Origin of the sequence: Streptomyces albidoflavus (assembly GCF_000719955.1) — a bacterium.
GTDB classification, from domain to species: domain Bacteria; phylum Actinomycetota; class Actinomycetes; order Streptomycetales; family Streptomycetaceae; genus Streptomyces; species Streptomyces albidoflavus.
On the sequence record NZ_JOII01000022.1, the window covers coordinates 142,049 to 156,715 of the forward strand.

General features: G+C 71.1%; 13 protein-coding genes and 2 tRNA genes. 10 read left to right on the top strand and 5 right to left on the bottom strand.

What is annotated here, in order from left to right; all coding sequences use genetic code 11:
* Positions 1 to 42 precede the first annotated feature (42 nt).
* The 5 genes from ehuB (at position 43) to IF45_RS0121700 (ending at position 4,074) form a co-directional block, all read left to right on the top strand.
* Positions 43 to 924: an ectoine/hydroxyectoine ABC transporter substrate-binding protein EhuB gene (ehuB, locus tag IF45_RS0121680; RefSeq protein WP_003950615.1), complete on the top strand. Its 882-nt coding sequence runs from the start codon at positions 43 to 45 to the stop codon at positions 922 to 924.
* Entirely contained in the window at positions 921 to 1,658 is a 738-nt protein-coding gene (gene ehuC, locus IF45_RS0121685; protein ID WP_003950614.1) for an ectoine/hydroxyectoine ABC transporter permease subunit EhuC, read from the top strand. Before ehuB ends, ehuC begins: the two co-directional genes overlap by 4 nt.
* Positions 1,655 to 2,305 carry an ectoine/hydroxyectoine ABC transporter permease subunit EhuD gene (ehuD, locus tag IF45_RS0121690; protein ID WP_030309016.1) on the top strand — a complete coding sequence of 217 codons (651 nt, stop codon included), beginning with the start codon at positions 1,655 to 1,657 and terminating at the stop codon, positions 2,303 to 2,305. The genes ehuC and ehuD overlap by 4 nt, the downstream gene beginning before the upstream one ends.
* Positions 2,295 to 3,110 carry an ectoine/hydroxyectoine ABC transporter ATP-binding protein EhuA gene (ehuA, locus tag IF45_RS0121695; protein WP_010642626.1) on the top strand — a complete coding sequence of 272 codons (816 nt, stop codon included), beginning with the start codon at positions 2,295 to 2,297 and terminating at the stop codon, positions 3,108 to 3,110. Before ehuD ends, ehuA begins: the two co-directional genes overlap by 11 nt.
* A 220-nt stretch (positions 3,111 to 3,330) precedes the next feature.
* The gene (locus IF45_RS0121700) at positions 3,331 to 4,074 is read left to right on the top strand and encodes an IclR family transcriptional regulator domain-containing protein (protein WP_030309019.1); all 744 of its coding nucleotides are present in this window, start codon (positions 3,331 to 3,333) and stop codon (positions 4,072 to 4,074) included.
* A 12-nt stretch (positions 4,075 to 4,086) separates the two neighbouring features.
* Here IF45_RS0121700 and IF45_RS0121705 read toward each other — a convergent pair whose 3' ends face one another.
* Positions 4,087 to 5,079: a GlxA family transcriptional regulator gene (locus IF45_RS0121705; RefSeq protein WP_030309024.1), complete on the bottom strand. Its 993-nt coding sequence runs from the start codon at positions 5,077 to 5,079 to the stop codon at positions 4,087 to 4,089.
* Between the two features lie 52 nt (positions 5,080 to 5,131).
* On the opposite strand from IF45_RS0121705, the gene IF45_RS0121710 reads away from it, so the two are divergent.
* On the top strand, positions 5,132 to 5,527 hold the full coding sequence (locus IF45_RS0121710) for a cupin domain-containing protein (RefSeq protein WP_030309027.1): 396 nt from the start codon (positions 5,132 to 5,134) through the stop codon (positions 5,525 to 5,527).
* A gap of 305 nt (positions 5,528 to 5,832) precedes the next feature.
* On the opposite strand, the gene IF45_RS0121715 is transcribed toward IF45_RS0121710, so the two are convergent.
* Entirely contained in the window at positions 5,833 to 6,267 is a 435-nt protein-coding gene (locus IF45_RS0121715) for a pyridoxamine 5'-phosphate oxidase family protein (RefSeq protein WP_003950608.1), read from the bottom strand.
* A gap of 184 nt (positions 6,268 to 6,451) precedes the next feature.
* Between IF45_RS0121715 and IF45_RS0121720 the strand changes: the two genes are divergently transcribed.
* Positions 6,452 to 6,525, top strand: a tRNA-Lys gene (locus tag IF45_RS0121720).
* 215 nt (positions 6,526 to 6,740) lie between these two features.
* On the opposite strand, the gene IF45_RS0121725 is transcribed toward IF45_RS0121720, so the two are convergent.
* From IF45_RS0121725 to IF45_RS0121735, 3 genes are all read right to left on the bottom strand, one after another.
* Positions 6,741 to 7,343 (bottom strand): lytic polysaccharide monooxygenase auxiliary activity family 9 protein, encoded by a 603-nt coding sequence (locus IF45_RS0121725; protein WP_003950607.1) that lies wholly within the window; start codon positions 7,341 to 7,343, stop codon positions 6,741 to 6,743.
* A gap of 347 nt (positions 7,344 to 7,690) precedes the next feature.
* Positions 7,691 to 9,061, bottom strand: coding sequence for an SPFH domain-containing protein (locus IF45_RS0121730; RefSeq protein ID WP_030309029.1), 1,371 nt, complete (start codon positions 9,059 to 9,061; stop codon positions 7,691 to 7,693).
* A gap of 11 nt (positions 9,062 to 9,072) precedes the next feature.
* Positions 9,073 to 9,885 (bottom strand): NlpC/P60 family protein, encoded by an 813-nt coding sequence (locus IF45_RS0121735; RefSeq protein WP_242534276.1) that lies wholly within the window; start codon positions 9,883 to 9,885, stop codon positions 9,073 to 9,075.
* A 236-nt stretch (positions 9,886 to 10,121) separates the two neighbouring features.
* Here IF45_RS0121735 and IF45_RS0121740 point away from each other — a divergent pair.
* The 3 genes from IF45_RS0121740 (at position 10,122) to glxA (ending at position 14,524) form a co-directional block, all read left to right on the top strand.
* Positions 10,122 to 10,195 (top strand) — tRNA-Lys (locus IF45_RS0121740).
* 439 nt (positions 10,196 to 10,634) lie between these two features.
* Positions 10,635 to 12,584 carry a glycosyltransferase family 2 protein gene (locus tag IF45_RS0121745; protein ID WP_030309032.1) on the top strand — a complete coding sequence of 650 codons (1,950 nt, stop codon included), beginning with the start codon at positions 10,635 to 10,637 and terminating at the stop codon, positions 12,582 to 12,584.
* Positions 12,581 to 14,524, top strand: a complete 1,944-nt coding sequence (gene glxA, locus IF45_RS0121750) for a radical copper oxidase GlxA (protein WP_030309034.1) — start codon at positions 12,581 to 12,583, stop codon at positions 14,522 to 14,524. Before IF45_RS0121745 ends, glxA begins: the two co-directional genes overlap by 4 nt.
* Positions 14,525 to 14,667: the final 143 nt, after the last annotated feature.

Consider the following 14,667-nt stretch of genomic DNA (forward strand, 5'->3'; position numbering starts at 1 on the left):
TTCATCCGCATACCTCGCTTGAGTTCGGGTAGCCGCGCGCCCATGGTTCCGAGTAGACGACGAGGCATACGACGAAGGTCGCTCCTCGCCGGCGCGGCCGTGCTGGGCACGGCCGGGGCGGTGGGGGCGACGGGCTGCTCACGGGTGCCGGAGGGCAGCACGCTGGAGCGGCTGCGCTCCGCGGGCACGGTCCGCCTGGGCATCGCGGGCGAGGTGCCCTTCGGGTACATCGACGAGAGCGGCGAGTTCACCGGGGAGGCCCCGGAACTCGCCAAGGTGATCTTCAAACGGCTGGGAATAGCCAACGTCCAGCCGGTGGCGACCGAGTTCGGCTCGCTCATACCGGGGCTGGGCTCCCAGCAGTTCGACGTGGTGTCGGCCGGCATGTACATCAACAAGGAACGGTGCGGCCAGGTCCTCTTCGCCGACCCGGAGTACCAGATGCTGGACGCCTTCATCGTCCGCAAGGGCAACCCGAAGAACCTCCGGAACTACGAGGACGTCGTCAAGTCCAAGGCCAAGTTCGCCACCGGCGCCGGCTACGCCGAGATCGGCTACGCCATGGAGGCGGGGATCGCCGAGAGGGACATCGTGATCCTCCAGGACCAGGTCGCCGGCCTCAACGCCGTCGAGTCCGGCCGCGTCGACGTCTTCGCGGGGACCGCGCTGACCACCCGCTCGGTGGTGACCAAGAGCCGCAAGGCCGAGACCACGGAGCCCTTCCCGCCGAAGGTCGGCGGCAAGGAGAAGATCGACGGCGGCGGCTTCGCCTTCCGCCTCAACGACACCGAGCTGCGGGACGCGGTCAACAAGGAGCTCCACAAGATGAAGAAGAGCGGTGAGCTCTTCCGCATCCTGCGCCCCTTCGGGTTCACCAAGGACGAGATGACCACCATGACGGCGAAGGAGCTCTGCGCCGTATGACGACCGGTCTGTGGGAAAACTGGGTCCTGCCCGGCATCTGGGTCACCGTCCAGCTGACGTTCTACAGCGCCGCCCTCGCCACCGTGGTGGCCTTCGGGGTCGGCATGGCGCGGACGCACCGCTCGAAGTTCGTGCGCTTCCTCGCCGGCTTCTACACGGAGATCTTCCGGGGCACCTCGGCACTGGTGCTGATGTTCTGGCTCTTCTTCGTGGTGCCGCCGCTCTTCGGCTGGCAGTTCGTGCCCATGTACGCCGCCGTGCTGGCCCTCGGTCTCTCCTACGGCGCGTACGGCGCCGAGGTGGTGCGGGGCGCGCTCAACTCGGTCACACCGGCTCAGCGCGAGGCGGGGGTCGCGCTCAGCTTCACGCCCTGGCAGCGGATGCGTCTCATCCTGCTGCCGCAGGCCGTGCCCGAGATGATCCCGCCCTTCAACAACCTCCTGATCGAGCTGCTCAAGGGCACCGCGATCGTCTCGCTGCTCGGCGTGGGTGACGTCTCCTTCGCCGCCTACCTGGTGCGGCTGGCCACCCAGGAGAGCGCACAGATCTACACGATCTCGCTGCTCATCTACTTCGTCATCGCCTTCGTGCTGACCCGGGGCATGCGCGCCCTGGAGGCCAAGACCAAGGCCGGCATCGGGCAGAAGCCCGAGAAGGGGCCGGGCCTCATGGCCAAGCTGGGCCTTCGGCAGCAGACCGAGCTTTCCGACAAGCCCGGGGGTGCCGGCATATGAACTGGGACTGGTCCGCTGTCACGGACTTCATGCCGCGCTTCTGGGACGGGGTGCTCGTCACCCTCCAGGCCACGGTGATCGGCTCGCTCATCTCCTTCACCCTCGGGCTCGTCTGGGCCATCGCCTTCCGGGCGCCCACGCGGTTCGTCCGCTGGCCTGTCACGATCGTCACCGAGTTCATCCGGAACACGCCGCTGCTGGTGCAGCTGTTCTTCCTCTTCTTCGTGCTGCCCGAGTGGGGCATCCAGTTCTCCGCCCTCACCACCGGCATCATCGCCATCGGCCTGCACTACTCGACGTACACCGCGCAGGTCTACCGCGCGGGCATCGACGCCGTCCCCGTCGGCCAGTGGGAGGCGGCGACCGCGCTGAGCCTGCCCGCCCGCCGCACCTGGACCGCGGTGATCCTGCCGCAGGCGATCCGCCGTGTCGTCCCGGCCCTCGGCAACTACGTCGTGTCGATGCTGAAGGACACGCCGCTGCTGGCCGGTATCGGTGTGCTGGAGATGCTCCAGCAGTCCCGTCTGGAGGGCGCCGCGACGTTCCAGTACACGGAACCGCTGACCGTCGTCGGTATCGCCTTCATCCTCATCGCCTACCCGGCGTCTCTTCTTCTGCGAGCCCTGGAGCGTCGTCTTGTCCGCTGACACCACCCCCAGCAACCAGGAAGCCAACCCCCCGGTGGACGGGAAGGAGCTGATCCGCTTCGACAAGGTCACCAAGCGGTTCGGCAGCAACACCGTCCTCGACGACCTGACCTTCGGCGTCGACTCCGGCAAGCACGTCACCCTGATCGGGCCCTCCGGTTCGGGCAAGACGACCATCCTCAGACTGCTGATGACCCTGCTCAAGCCCGACGAGGGCACGATCAGGGTCAACGGCGACTACCTCACCCACGAGGAGCGGGGCGGCAAGCTCGTCCCGGCCGGGGAGAAGCACATCCGCGAGGTGCGCAAGAACATCGGCATGGTGTTCCAGCAGTTCAACCTCTTCCCCAACATGAAGGTGCTGCGGAACATCACCGAGGCGCCCGTCACCGTGCTCGGCCTCTCCAAGGACGAGGCGGAGTCCCGCGCCCGCGACCTGCTGGAACTGGTCGGGCTCACCGAGCACCTCGACAAGTACCCCTCGCAGCTCTCCGGCGGCCAGCAGCAGCGCGTCGCCATCGCCCGCGCGCTGGCCATGCGGCCGCAGGTGCTCCTCCTCGACGAGGTCACCTCGGCGCTCGACCCCGAGCTGGTCGCGGGCGTCCTCGACGTGCTGCGCGACATCGCGCGCAGCACCGACATCACCATGCTCTGCGTGACCCACGAGATGAACTTCGCCCGGGACATCTCGGACCAGGTGATGATGTTCGACGAGGGCCACATCATCGAGACCGGCAGCGCCGAGAAGATCTTCGGCGACCCGGACCACGCCCGGACCCGCGAGTTCCTCAGCGCGGTCCTCTGACACCCCGCACCCCCCGAAGGGCCGGTACGCCACCACGGCGCACCGGCCCTTCGCCGTGCGCCCCCGTGCGCGCACGGGTATGCCCCTGGCAAGTGCCAGGGTGGCGCGTTCCTGACCAGCGGGACGGCCGATCGGCCAACACCCCGGCGCACAGGGGAGCTTGGCGGCTATCGTGACGACGAGCCCAGCGATCCGCGTCCGGTCCATGCAGGGGGAATCCGTGGCACTGACGTACGAGTCCGCCGCCCCGTACCGCTCCGTACGCAAGGCGCTGCGTGTCCTGGAGACCGTCTCCCGCCACTCCTCGGGCGTCACCGAACCGGCCATCGCCGCCGCCACCCGCCTCCCCCGCACCGAGGTCGCCGCCCTGCTGCGGATGCTCCGCGCGGAGGAGTACGTACGCCGGCTGCCCGACGGCGGGTATGTCGCCGGGGCCTACGGCGGGGAGCCGGGGCGGGTCGTGGTGCGCGGACGGCTCCAGCGGCAGCTGGAGCGACTGCGGGACACCATCGGCGCGGCCGTCTACGTCAGCCGGTACGTCGACGGGGAGATCCGGGTCACCGACGTCGCGGACGGACCCGGGGTACCGCGCGTCAACGAGTGGGTCGACTTCCGGTCGGCGGCGCACGCGAGCGCCATCGGCAAGAGCCTGCTGAGCCAGCTCGACGTCAACGGACGGCGCGACCACCTCGCCCGCCACCGTCCGGCCCGGCTCACCTCGCGGACCATCACCAGCGAACGCGCCCTCTTCACCCGCCTGGAGGCGCACGTCCCGAGCGTGCCCGTCCTCGACCTCCAGGAGTACGCCGTCGGCACCGTCTGCGCGGCCGTCCCGCTCACCGCCGGCGCCTCCGCCAACTGCCTCGCCCTCTCCCTCCCGGTCGAGCACGCCCACCGCCTCCACGACGCCGCCCTCGCGCTCAACCGCAACGCCACCCCCGTCCTGCTCTCCCTGGCCCTGTGAGGCGTCGGCGGGTCACGCGGCCTCCGGCCCGAACCGGCTCCGGTACGCCGACGGCGTGATGCCGGTCTCGCGCCGCATCAGGGTGCGCAGATGGGCGGCGGTGCCGATCCCGCTGCGCCGGGCGACCATCTCGAAGCGGGACTCGCCCCGCTCGATCAGCCGGCACGCCAGGGCGAGCCGCTCCCGGGTGAGCCAGGTCAGCGGGGTCGTGCCCAGCTGCGCCTGGAAGCGCCGGTGCAGCGTCGCCGGGCTGACCGCCGCCCGCGCCGCGAGACCGGCGACGGTGAGCGGCGCGTCCAGCCGTTCCTGGGCCCAGGCCAGCACCGGCGCCAGGGACTCGTCCGGCAGGTCGGGCATGGGGCGCTCCACGAACTGGCGCTGCCCGCCCTCCCGGTGGGCCGCGAAGACCAGCCGCCGGCTCACCGCGTTGGCGACCTCCGCGCCGTGGTCGCGGCGGACCAGGTGCAGCCCCAGATCGAGCGCGGCGGCGCTCCCCGCCGCCGTGAGGATGTCCCCGTCGTCCACGAAGAGCACCTCCGGTTCGAGCCGGACGGAGGGGAAACGGGCCCGGAAGTCGTCCGCCCACTGCCAGTGCGCGGTGGCCCGGCGTCCGTCGAGGACCCCGGCCTCGGCCAGCGTGAAGGCCCCGCTGCAGAAGCCGACCAGCCGGGCGCCCCGGGCGTGCGCCCGGCGGACGGCGTCCAGCACGGCGGGCCGCCGGGGCACCTCGGTGTCCGGACGGTTGGGGACGATCAAGGTGTCCGCCGCGTCGGCCGCCTCCAGCCCCGCGACCCCGGTGAGGGTGAAGAAGCCGTCCCGCATCAGCGTGCGGGGCTCCGGCGAGCAGAGCCGGAAGTCGTAGAGCTGCCGCCCCAGCTCCGGCCGGCGCAGCCCGAAGACCTCGGTCGCGCAGCCCAGCTCGAACGGATTCGAGTGCTCGTCCACCACCACGACGACCCGATGCGGCTCCGCCCCTTGCCGCTCCTGCGAGGATTCTTTCGCCATGTGCGATTCCTAGCACTCACGACGCCCCGGCGGAACGCCCCAGGATGACCCCATGAGCAACGACCCCGTCGCCCTCGCCCAGGCCCTGGCCTCCTTCGACGCCCTGTGGAGCCCCCGCATCGTCACCCGCGTCAACGACTACGACGTCCGCGTCGCCAAGGTCAAGGGCGAACACCTCTGGCACGCCCACGACGACACCGACGAGTTCTTCCTCGTCCTCACCGGCGACCTCCACATCTCCCTGCGCGAGCCCGCCGGAGAACGCACCGTCCACCTCCCCCAGGGCTCCGTCTTCACCGTCCCCCGAGGCACCGCACACAAGCCCCACGCCCCCACCGGCGCCACCATCCTCCTCTTCGAACCCACCGGCACCCCCACCGTCGGCACCCACCACGACCCCGTCCCCACCCACGTCGACGCCACCACCGGCCACCCCCTGAACCTCTGAGCCGCCCGACATAGGCCCGACCGGCCCTTGAGGCCATCAATGACCGGCACGGCACAACGAACCCCGGCCAAAACCAGCCCGGCCGGCGCTTGAGGCCATCAGTGACCGGCACGGCACAACGAACCCCGGCCAAAAACAGCCCGGCCGGCGCTTGAGGCCATCCGTGACGGGCACCGCACAACGAAGCCCGGCCAAAAACAGCCCGGCCGGCGCTTGAGGCCACCCCACCGGGACCGGGGAACGGCCCGCACCCCGAAAAGAACAGCCCGGCCGGCGCTTGAGGCCCCGGCTGCGGCCCGGCCCCGCTACCCCCAGCCGAGATCGGCGGAAAGCCAGTGCTCGGGCCGCATGGCCAGAGTGAGCAGCCCGGCCGAGTCGCTCTCGGTGACCCCGCTCCCGGACACGTAGTCACCGACCCCCTCGGGGTCGAGATACCGCGACGCCTCGGTGACCATGTCGGTCACGGTGGTCGGCGTGGCCGACACGACAGGCCCGTCCACACTGACGTACAGATACGTGGGCGCCGTCTGCTGCACCAGCAGACTGAACCGCCCCGCGGCCGAGATGAACCGGGCCTTGACGGAGTCGGCCCCCGTGATCACCCGGACCTCCCCACCGGGCACGTACCAGTACCAGAGGGGCACCGTCAGCGGCGCCCGCCCGTCCCCCCGCTCCACCGCGAGGGCGGCCACATGCCGGCCGGCGAGGAATTCCTCGCGCTCCTGTACGCCGAGTGCCATGGGGAGGGCTCCTTTCCTCGCGCCGCCCGGTGCGCCGCCTCCCAGGGTTGATGCCAGGCGGGGCAGCCGCTCTCGCGCCCGGACGCCGCCTCTCCCCCGATCGGACCACCGGTCCCTGTGAGGCGGACCACGGCCGCGTGGTCGGGAGCACCCCTGGGGCCAGGTATTATTTTGTTGTCAGCAGGCGCCGCTAGCTCAGTTGGTTAGAGCAGCTGACTCTTAATCAGCGGGTCCGGGGTTCGAGTCCCTGGCGGCGCACAGACAAGGAGAAGCCCCTCGCGCGAGCGGGGGGCTTCTTCCGTGTCCGGACAGCGGTGTGGCCCCGGAGAGGGCCGTCTCCGGGGCCACACCCGATCCGCGGTCCGGCCTGCTCACGGGGCGCGGCCGGGCGGCGGGGCGGGTGGCGGCGGAATGCCGCGAGAGTGGGGGGTCACCGCCGGGGTACGGCGGTGCCGACCGCTACGGGCGTCGGATCAGAACTTGACGTCGGCGCAGGAGTAGAAGGCGTTGGCGGTGTCGTGGACGTCCCAGACGGCCAGGATCACGTGCTTCCCGGACTTCTGGGTGGGCATGGTGCCCTGGTGGGCGAGGGTGGCCGGGGGCTGCTGGCCGCCGTAGGGCAGGGTCAGGAAGGGCTGCGACTCCAGGGAGGCCCTGGTCAGCGGCTTGCTGGAGTCCCAGCCGTCCTTGGTGATGTAGTAGCGGAAGTCCGTGGTGCGGTGGCGGGCGGTGAACTGCCACTGGAAGGTGTAGCCCTGCCCGCCGCTGACCTGGGTGGCGGGCCAGTCGGACCCGTTCGGCGCCTTGGCGGCGTCGAGCTGCTTGAAGCCGGCGTTGCCGGCGGAGCAGAGCGAGCCGTCGGCGGGGCCGGCCGCCGGGAAGCCCTTCGGGCCCTCGACGCTCTGCGGCTCCCACTGGATCGAGCCGCAGTTGCTGACGGTGCCGTTGGCACAGAGCTTCGCGCGGCTGATGGGCTTGTCGACGTAGCCGTGGCTGCTGGCGCCGCCGGTGGAGAAGGCGAGCGCGCCGAGCGTGGCAGCGCCGACGAGGGCCGCGTATGTCTTCTTGTTTCGCATGGTGCCGCTCCCTGGGGGACGTGGGGGAACTCCGGTGAGGCGTGCGCACTGCGGTCTAGACCAACGCCGAGATTAGAGGCGCCACATCACCATGTCCATACCAATCGCGGAACTGGGACAGCAGCACCTCTGACGTGGTATTACCTTCCGGCCACCGCCTCACCGGCCAGTGGTCTCTACCTCCGGATCTCACCCGCCCCAGGAGTAAGCGCAGGTCAACGGGGGTCCCCCGAAATCCCCTCGCCGGGCAGCTCCCTCACAGGTACAGGGACCGGTATCGAGCGCTTTCGCCCGATCCGGCCCCTTGACGCGAACCGCCCCCCGGTTTCCGGGAGTTGCCCGTCCGCTCACCCTCCGGCGGTCCGCCCGGCGCAGAACGCCACGGTCAGGTCGCGCACCAGCGCCTTGTGCTCGCGGGCGTCCAGCTCGACCAGACCGCGCGCCGTCAGCCGCCGGACCGTCTCCTCCACCGCGTCGACCGCCTCCGCGAGGAGCGCGTCCCGGTGGAGGGCGTCGAGCGCGGCCAGCCGCCGCCGCCCCATCGCCTCCGCCACCTCGGGCGCGTAGGCGATCCGCACCGGCTGCACCGCGAACACCTCCAGCCCGGCCACGGCCGCCGCCCCCGCCACCAGCCCGGTCAGCTCCTCGGCCACCGCCTCGGTGTGCCGCAGCGTCGGCACCCCTGGGCGGAAGGCGTCCACCGGCCGGCGCGAGACCACCCGGGCCAGCGCCGCCTCCGCGCACTCCCCGAGGTGGCGGGCTACGTCGTCCACGGCGTGCGCGGCCCGCGCGGTGTCGGCCACCCGCCACACCACGTGCAGCACCACCTCCACCGCCACCCCGTCGGCGTCCACGGCGGGCAGCGGCGCGCTGCGCCAGTGCCGCGGCCGCAGGTCCATCCGGCACCGGCCCGCCAGCGGATTCAGCCAGACCAGCCCGGTCCGGCGCACCGTCCCCCGGTAGCGGCCGAAGCGGCCCTGCACCCAGGCCCACCCGGTCCTCCCCCGGGCCAGCCCGCCGAGCGACACCGCCGTCACCGCCCCGGCTCCGGCGGCCAGCACCCAGGCCACCGCCCCGCCGGACTCCGCCCCGGCCGGGGGCAGCCAGGCCACCGCCGGGAGCAGCCCGCCCCACCACAGGGCACCCCCGGCCCCGGCGGCCCCGCCCGCCGCGACGGCCACCGCGAGGGAGCCGGGGAGCGAGGGCGCCGCATGCTCGGCGGGGACCGACTCGTCCAGGGCGGGCGGACAGAGCAGCGGGCCGCGAGGGGCGTCCGGCCCCGGGCGGTGCGCTCCGGCGGAGCCCCGGTGCGGGGCGGCCACCGTGCGGAACGCGGCCTCGGGTGCGGGCCGGGGCGCGAACGGATCGGCCGGCCGCCCGCCGTCCCGCACTCCCTCGCCCCCGTCCGCCTCCTCGCGGAAGAGGAGGTGGACGGGGATCTCCATGGTGTCGGCGTTACGGATGACGCGGACGGCCCGGCGCGGGGGCGCGGAGTTCCCCGCGTCGTCGGCGGCGGGGGCGGCCACCGGGGCCGAGCCGGTGGCCGATCCCGTGGCGGAACCGGGTTCGGGGGCCGGCGGACCGGCGGGCGGTGCCGCCTCCGGGGACGCCGGGCGTTCCGCCGGGGCCGGGGAGGCCGGTTCGGGGAGGCCGGTGCGCGCGACGGGGTCCGCGAGGGCGGCCCGGTCGCGGCCGGTGTCACTGCTGGTGGTGCCCATCCGTGCCTCCGTCAAGAGAAGAGTCGCCGCCAGGTCTCGCGGCCCGGATATCCGTCGGCGTTCCGGCCGCCGCCCTCGGCGAGACCCCGGTACCGGTACGGAAAAAACTGCGCGCTGTTGGTCCAGTAGGCGTACGGGGTGGCCTGTTTGCGGGTGGCGGGGCGGGTCTGCTCGTACGCCGTGTACCGGGTGCGGGAGCTGTCGGTCCAGCCGCCGAACAGCGTGACGTGCGAGCCGTTCTCCGGGTCCTTCGCGTTGTGGAAGAGGAGAATGTCGCCGGGTTCCAGCTGGTCCTTGGAGATGCGTTCCGCGACGCTCGTGAGGCTTCCCGTCCATTCACTGCGGTCCAGGTTCCAGGCCATCGAGACGAATCCCGAACAGTCCTGCCGGTAACCGTCGGACCAGTACCCGCTCATGGCGTACGGGACCTTCGCGCGAATCCATTTCTCGGCCCGGCCGATGATCGCCTCGCGCGTGGTCGGCGGGACGGCGGGCGGGCCCGCGGGCCGGCCGGGCGGGCCGTACAGCGGGGCCGGGGCGCCCTGCGGACTGCCTGGCGTCTCCGCCCTGAGCTGCGACGGAGTCCCGAGTGAGGGGGAGGGCCCGCCGGCGCGGGCGGAGGCGGGGTGCCCGCAGGCGACAGCGGCCGTGGCGACGGCCAGCACGAGGGCCCGGCGCAGCGCGTTCCCCCGCTTCTGACGTACCGCCAGGAATTCCCCGCCGGAGAGCCGGAAACGGGTGCGCCCGGCTCCGGGGCGGAATTCTTCGCGCACGAAGGCCCGCAGGCCGTTTCTCTCGCGGGCGGTGGTGAATGCGGCACACATCTGCACGGGCGTCAGTTTCGCAACCGGCGGGAAAGGGCGCATGTCGGCGATCCGGCGGACGGAGCAGCTCCGGCGCCCGCCGAAAGGGGGTACTTCCGGGTCCGGCAGTCGCCGGCGGACCGGGCCCCGGCGCACCGCCACGCCCCACCTCCTGTGGCGCGGGTCACTCTCCGCCCCGGCCGGTGCGGGCGTCCGGAGCACCCTCCGGCATCGGGTAGAGTTGTGCAGGTCAGCGCGCGCCGCTAGCTCAGTTGGTTAGAGCAGCTGACTCTTAATCAGCGGGTCCGGGGTTCGAGTCCCTGGCGGCGCACAGACACGAAGAGGCTCCCTGCAGCGCAGGGGGCCTCTTCTGTTGCGCCCGCGCCTCCCCAGGGGCGCATTCCGCCGCGAACGCGCCCCCCGCTCACCCTTCGAGCCCCGCCCCGGGGACCCTCTTGCGATCATGCGGGGAGGCGTAGAACCCTGACCTGGAGCCGCGGGCTCGGACGAGACGGGCGTCACAGGAGACCGGGGGACCGGACGGCCGTGCGGGGGGAGGCGGGGAGGGGGCCCCGTTCGAAAACGGGCGCGGCTGAGGGCATCATGCAACCGGAAGGCCGCCCGGACTGTCTGAGGTGAGGGACACCGCACCGCACACACCCGCGAGTGCGCCTCCCAGCTGACGCGTCCGCGAGGGTTACGGGGAGACCTTCGCCGGGCGAAAGGACCAACGACCACGCGGGCGTGCCCGCGTGCGGGGGGAATGACACATGACGTCGAGCCCGACGGGTGGGCGGAGCCAATCCGACCCGTCACAGACGAGCGACCCGTCACAGACGACCCAGCTGCGGACGGTGTCGGCCCGCACGGGCGGCGCGCGGCGCATCAAGAAGACGCTGCCACGCTACGACTACGAGCACTACAGCAGACTCGCCGGGCCGCTCACGCAGCCGGACCCGTCCAAGCCGTACAAGGTGCGCTACCGCTCGCTGCTCTCGCAGGAGCCGCACCGCATCCGCGCGGCCGCGCTGCTCTGCGCCGCTCCCCTGCTCTCGCTCACCCTCTTCGTCTGGCTGATGCAGCCCGAACACTGGACCGAGCGGGACTACCCGGCGTACGACTTCCTGCCCGCGCTGGACACGGTCATGCTCGTCTCGATCGGACTGATCGAGTTCTTCCGCTGCATGAACGTGATATCCAACGCGCACGCCACGCTCGTCGCCCGGGACCCGATACCCGTGGTGCCCGAGACGGGCACCAAGGTCGCCTTCCTCACCTCGTTCGTGCCCGGCAAGGAGCCGATCGAGATGGTGACGAAGACCCTGGAGGCGGCGGTCAAACTGCGCCACCGGGGACTGCTCCACATCTGGCTGCTGGACGAGGGGAACGACCCCGAGGTCCGCCAGGTCTGCGAACGCCTGGGCGTGCACCACTTCTCCCGCAAGGGCGTGGCCCGCTGGAACCAGGCGAAGGGCCCGCACCGCGCCAAGACCAAGCACGGCAACTACAACGCCTGGCTCGACGCGCACGGCGACGACTACGACTACTTCGCCTCCGTCGACACCGACCACGTGCCGCTCCCCAACTACCTGGAGCGGATGCTCGGCTTCTTCCGCGACCCGGACGTCGGCTTCGTCATCGGCCCGCAGGTCTACGGCAACTACGACACCTTCGTCACCAAGGCCGCCGAGTCGCAGCAGTTCCTCTTCCACGCGCTGATCCAGCGGGCCGGCAACCGTTACGGCGCCCCGATGTTCGTCGGCACCTCCAACGCGGTCCGCATCAAGGCGCTGAAGCAGATCGGCGGCCTGTACGACTCGATCACCGAGGACATGGCGACCGGGTTCGAGATGCACCGCGCCAAGAACCCGGAGACGGGGAAGAAGTGGCGCTCCGTCTACACCCCGGACGTGCTGGCCGTCGGTGAGGGCCCCACCGCCTGGACCGACTTCTTCACCCAGCAGCTGCGCTGGTCGCGCGGGACGTACGAGACGATCCTCAAGCAGTACTGGAAGGGCTTCTACTCGCTGCCGCCGACGAAGCTCTTCAACTACACGATGATGATCATCTTCTACCCGATGTCGGCGCTGAACTGGATTCTGGCCGCGCTCTCCTGCGCCCTCTTCCTCGGCCTCGGCGCCTCCGGCGTCAACATCGACCCGACGATCTGGCTGATGCTCTACGGCAACGCCTCGGCGCTCCAGATCGGCCTGTACATCTGGAACCGCCGCCACAACGTCTCCCCGCACGAGCCCGAGGGCTCCGGCGGCGTGGCCGGCATGGCGATGTCGGCGATGTCGGCGCCGCTGTACGCGCGCTCCCTGATGGACTCGGTGCTGCGCCGCAAGAGCAAGTTCGTGGTGACGCCGAAGGGCGACTCCTCCAGCCCCGACACGCTCTTCGGGACCTTCCGCATCCATCTCTTCTTCATCTTCGTCTTCGCCGCCTCGGTGGTGGTGTCGTTCTTCTTCGGCAACAACCACCCCGCCATGATCGTCTGGGCCACGCTCGCGCTGATGATCACGGCCGCGCCGATCGTCGTCTGGCGCCTGTCGATGCGCCAGGAGCGCCGCGGCAGGGCCGCGCACGCGGCCGGCCGCCCCCTGCCCGCCGCCCCGCCGGGGCCGGACGGCCGCCCGCCGGAGCAGGGACAGCCCCAGCCCGGCTGGGCCGCGAACGACCAGACGATGCAGATCGCCCTCGGGGGACGTAAGAAATGACCGACCGCTCCACCAGCCGCCGCCGGGCCCGCCGTCTCGCGATCGGGGGTGCCGTGGTCCTGGCGCTCGCGGGGATGAACGGGCCCGCGCTGTACCGTTTCGGCACCGCCCAGTACCACGAGTACAAGATCAACCAGCCGGAGTACAAGGCGGAGAACGGGCACTGGGACTTCGTCGACATCCCGGCGAAGTACCGGCTCAACACCATCCACGCGGCGCTGCTGCGGACCGGGAAGGTGCTGCTGGTCGCCGGGTCCGGGAACAACCAGGCCAACTTCGACGCGAAGAAGTTCGACACCGTCCTGTGGGACCCGGTCGAGAACACCTTCAAGAACATCCCCACGCCCAACGACCTCTTCTGCACCGGCCACACCCAGCTCGGCGACGGCAAGCTGCTGGTGGCCGGCGGCACCAAGCGGTACGAGAAGCTCAAGGGCGACGTCACCAAGGCCGGCGGCCTGATGGTGGTGCACAACGAGGACCCGGACGCGCCGAAGACCATCAAGGCCGGGACCAAGTTCACCGGCAAGGAGAACGGCAAGACCTTCGTCGCCAAGGACAACATCACCGTCGAGCGCGCCGAGAAGATCTTCGACAAGGAGACCGGCGCCTTCCTGCGGACGGAGGCGGGGCTCGGCCGGGTCTACGTCGAGGCCGAGCGCAGCGGCCGCAAGCACGAGACCGGCGCCGAGGACAACTACCGCATCCAGGGCCTCAAGGGCTCCGACACCCGCAACCTCTACGGCATCGCGCAGAAACTCGCCCTGGACAAGAAGGACTTCCAGGGGATCAAGGACACCTACGAGTTCGACCCGGTCGCGGAGAAGTACATCCCCGTCGACCCGATGAACGAGGCCCGCTGGTACCCGACCCTCACCACCCTCTCCGACGGCAAGGTCCTCAGCCTCTCCGGCCTGGACGAGATAGGCCAGCTGGTCCCGGGCAAGAACGAGGTCTACGACCCCGAGACCAAGAAGTGGACGTACGCCCAGGGCATCCGGCAGCTGCCGACCTACCCGGCGGTCTTCCTGCTCCCCGACGGCAAGCTCTTCTACTCCGGCTCCAACGCCGGGTACGGCCCGGCCGACGTCGGCCGCGACCCGGGCATCTGGAACTTCGAGACCAACACCTTCCGCAAGCTGCCGGGGCTGAGCGACCCCAAGCTGATGGAGACCTCCGCGACGGTGCTGCTGCCCCCGGCGCAGGACGAGCGGTTCATGGTGGTCGGCGGCGGCGGGGTCGGCGAGTCCGAGCGGTCCAGCGAGAAGACCCGGATCATCGACCTGAAGGACGACGCCCCGCGCTTCACCGACGGGCCCTCCCTCGACAAGGGCACCCGCTACCCGCAGACCTCGGTCCTCCCCGACGACAGCGTGCTGATCACCGGCGGCTCCGAGGACTACCGCGGACGCGGCGGCTCCGACATCAAGGAGGCCCGCCTGTACGACACCGCCGAGAACACCCTGCGCCGCGTCGCCGACCCGGCGGTGGGCCGCAACTACCACTCCGGCTCGATCCTGCTCCCCGACGGCCGCGTCGTCGTCTTCGGCTCCGACCCGCTCTACGCCGACGAGGGCAACACCAAGCCGGGCACCTTCGACCAGCGCATCGAGATCTACACGCCGCCCTACCTCTACAAGGACGCGCGTCCGACGCTGAGCGGCGGCCCGGAGAAGATGGCCCGGGGTGAGAGCGCCGTCTTCGACTCGCTGCACGCCGCCTCCCTCAAGGAGGCCCGGCTGATCCGGCCGAGCGCCTCCACCCACGTCACCGACGTGGACCAGCGCTCCATCGCGCTGGACATGGAGAAGACCGACGACGGCATCGAGGTGACCATCCCGGAGAACCGCAACCTCGTCCAGGACGGCTGGTACATGCTCTTCGCCGTGGACGACGCGGGCACCCCCTCGAAGGCGGTCTGGGTCCACATCGACAGCTGAGCCGCACGGCCCAGCCGTACGCGAGAGGGCGCCCCCACCGTGAACTTCCGTTCTAGTGGTCGTTGCAACACCCCAGTTGAAGGGGTGCGATGGACTTCGAGATCCGGGGGAACCGGGGGCGTCCGCAGGGGCGAAAGGCTCTG

Coding starts and splice junctions, on each gene's coding strand:
- ehuC (WP_003950614.1), top strand. CDS start 921: ATGACGACCGGTCTGTGGGAAAACTGGGTCCTGCCCGGCATCTGGGTC.
- ehuB (WP_003950615.1), top strand. CDS start 43: ATGGTTCCGAGTAGACGACGAGGCATACGACGAAGGTCGCTCCTCGCC.
- IF45_RS0121705 (WP_030309024.1), bottom strand. CDS start 5,079: ATGGCGAAAGAATCCTCGCAGGAGCGGCAAGGGGCGGAGCCGCATCGG.
- IF45_RS0121730 (WP_030309029.1), bottom strand. CDS start 9,061: ATGGGCACCACCAGCAGTGACACCGGCCGCGACCGGGCCGCCCTCGCG.
- IF45_RS0121715 (WP_003950608.1), bottom strand. CDS start 6,267: ATGGCACTCGGCGTACAGGAGCGCGAGGAATTCCTCGCCGGCCGGCAT.
- IF45_RS0121710 (WP_030309027.1), top strand. CDS start 5,132: ATGAGCAACGACCCCGTCGCCCTCGCCCAGGCCCTGGCCTCCTTCGAC.
- IF45_RS0121735 (WP_242534276.1), bottom strand. CDS start 9,885: ATGTGTGCCGCATTCACCACCGCCCGCGAGAGAAACGGCCTGCGGGCC.
- IF45_RS0121745 (WP_030309032.1), top strand. CDS start 10,635: ATGACGTCGAGCCCGACGGGTGGGCGGAGCCAATCCGACCCGTCACAG.
- ehuD (WP_030309016.1), top strand. CDS start 1,655: ATGAACTGGGACTGGTCCGCTGTCACGGACTTCATGCCGCGCTTCTGG.
- glxA (WP_030309034.1), top strand. CDS start 12,581: ATGACCGACCGCTCCACCAGCCGCCGCCGGGCCCGCCGTCTCGCGATC.
- IF45_RS0121725 (WP_003950607.1), bottom strand. CDS start 7,343: ATGCGAAACAAGAAGACATACGCGGCCCTCGTCGGCGCTGCCACGCTC.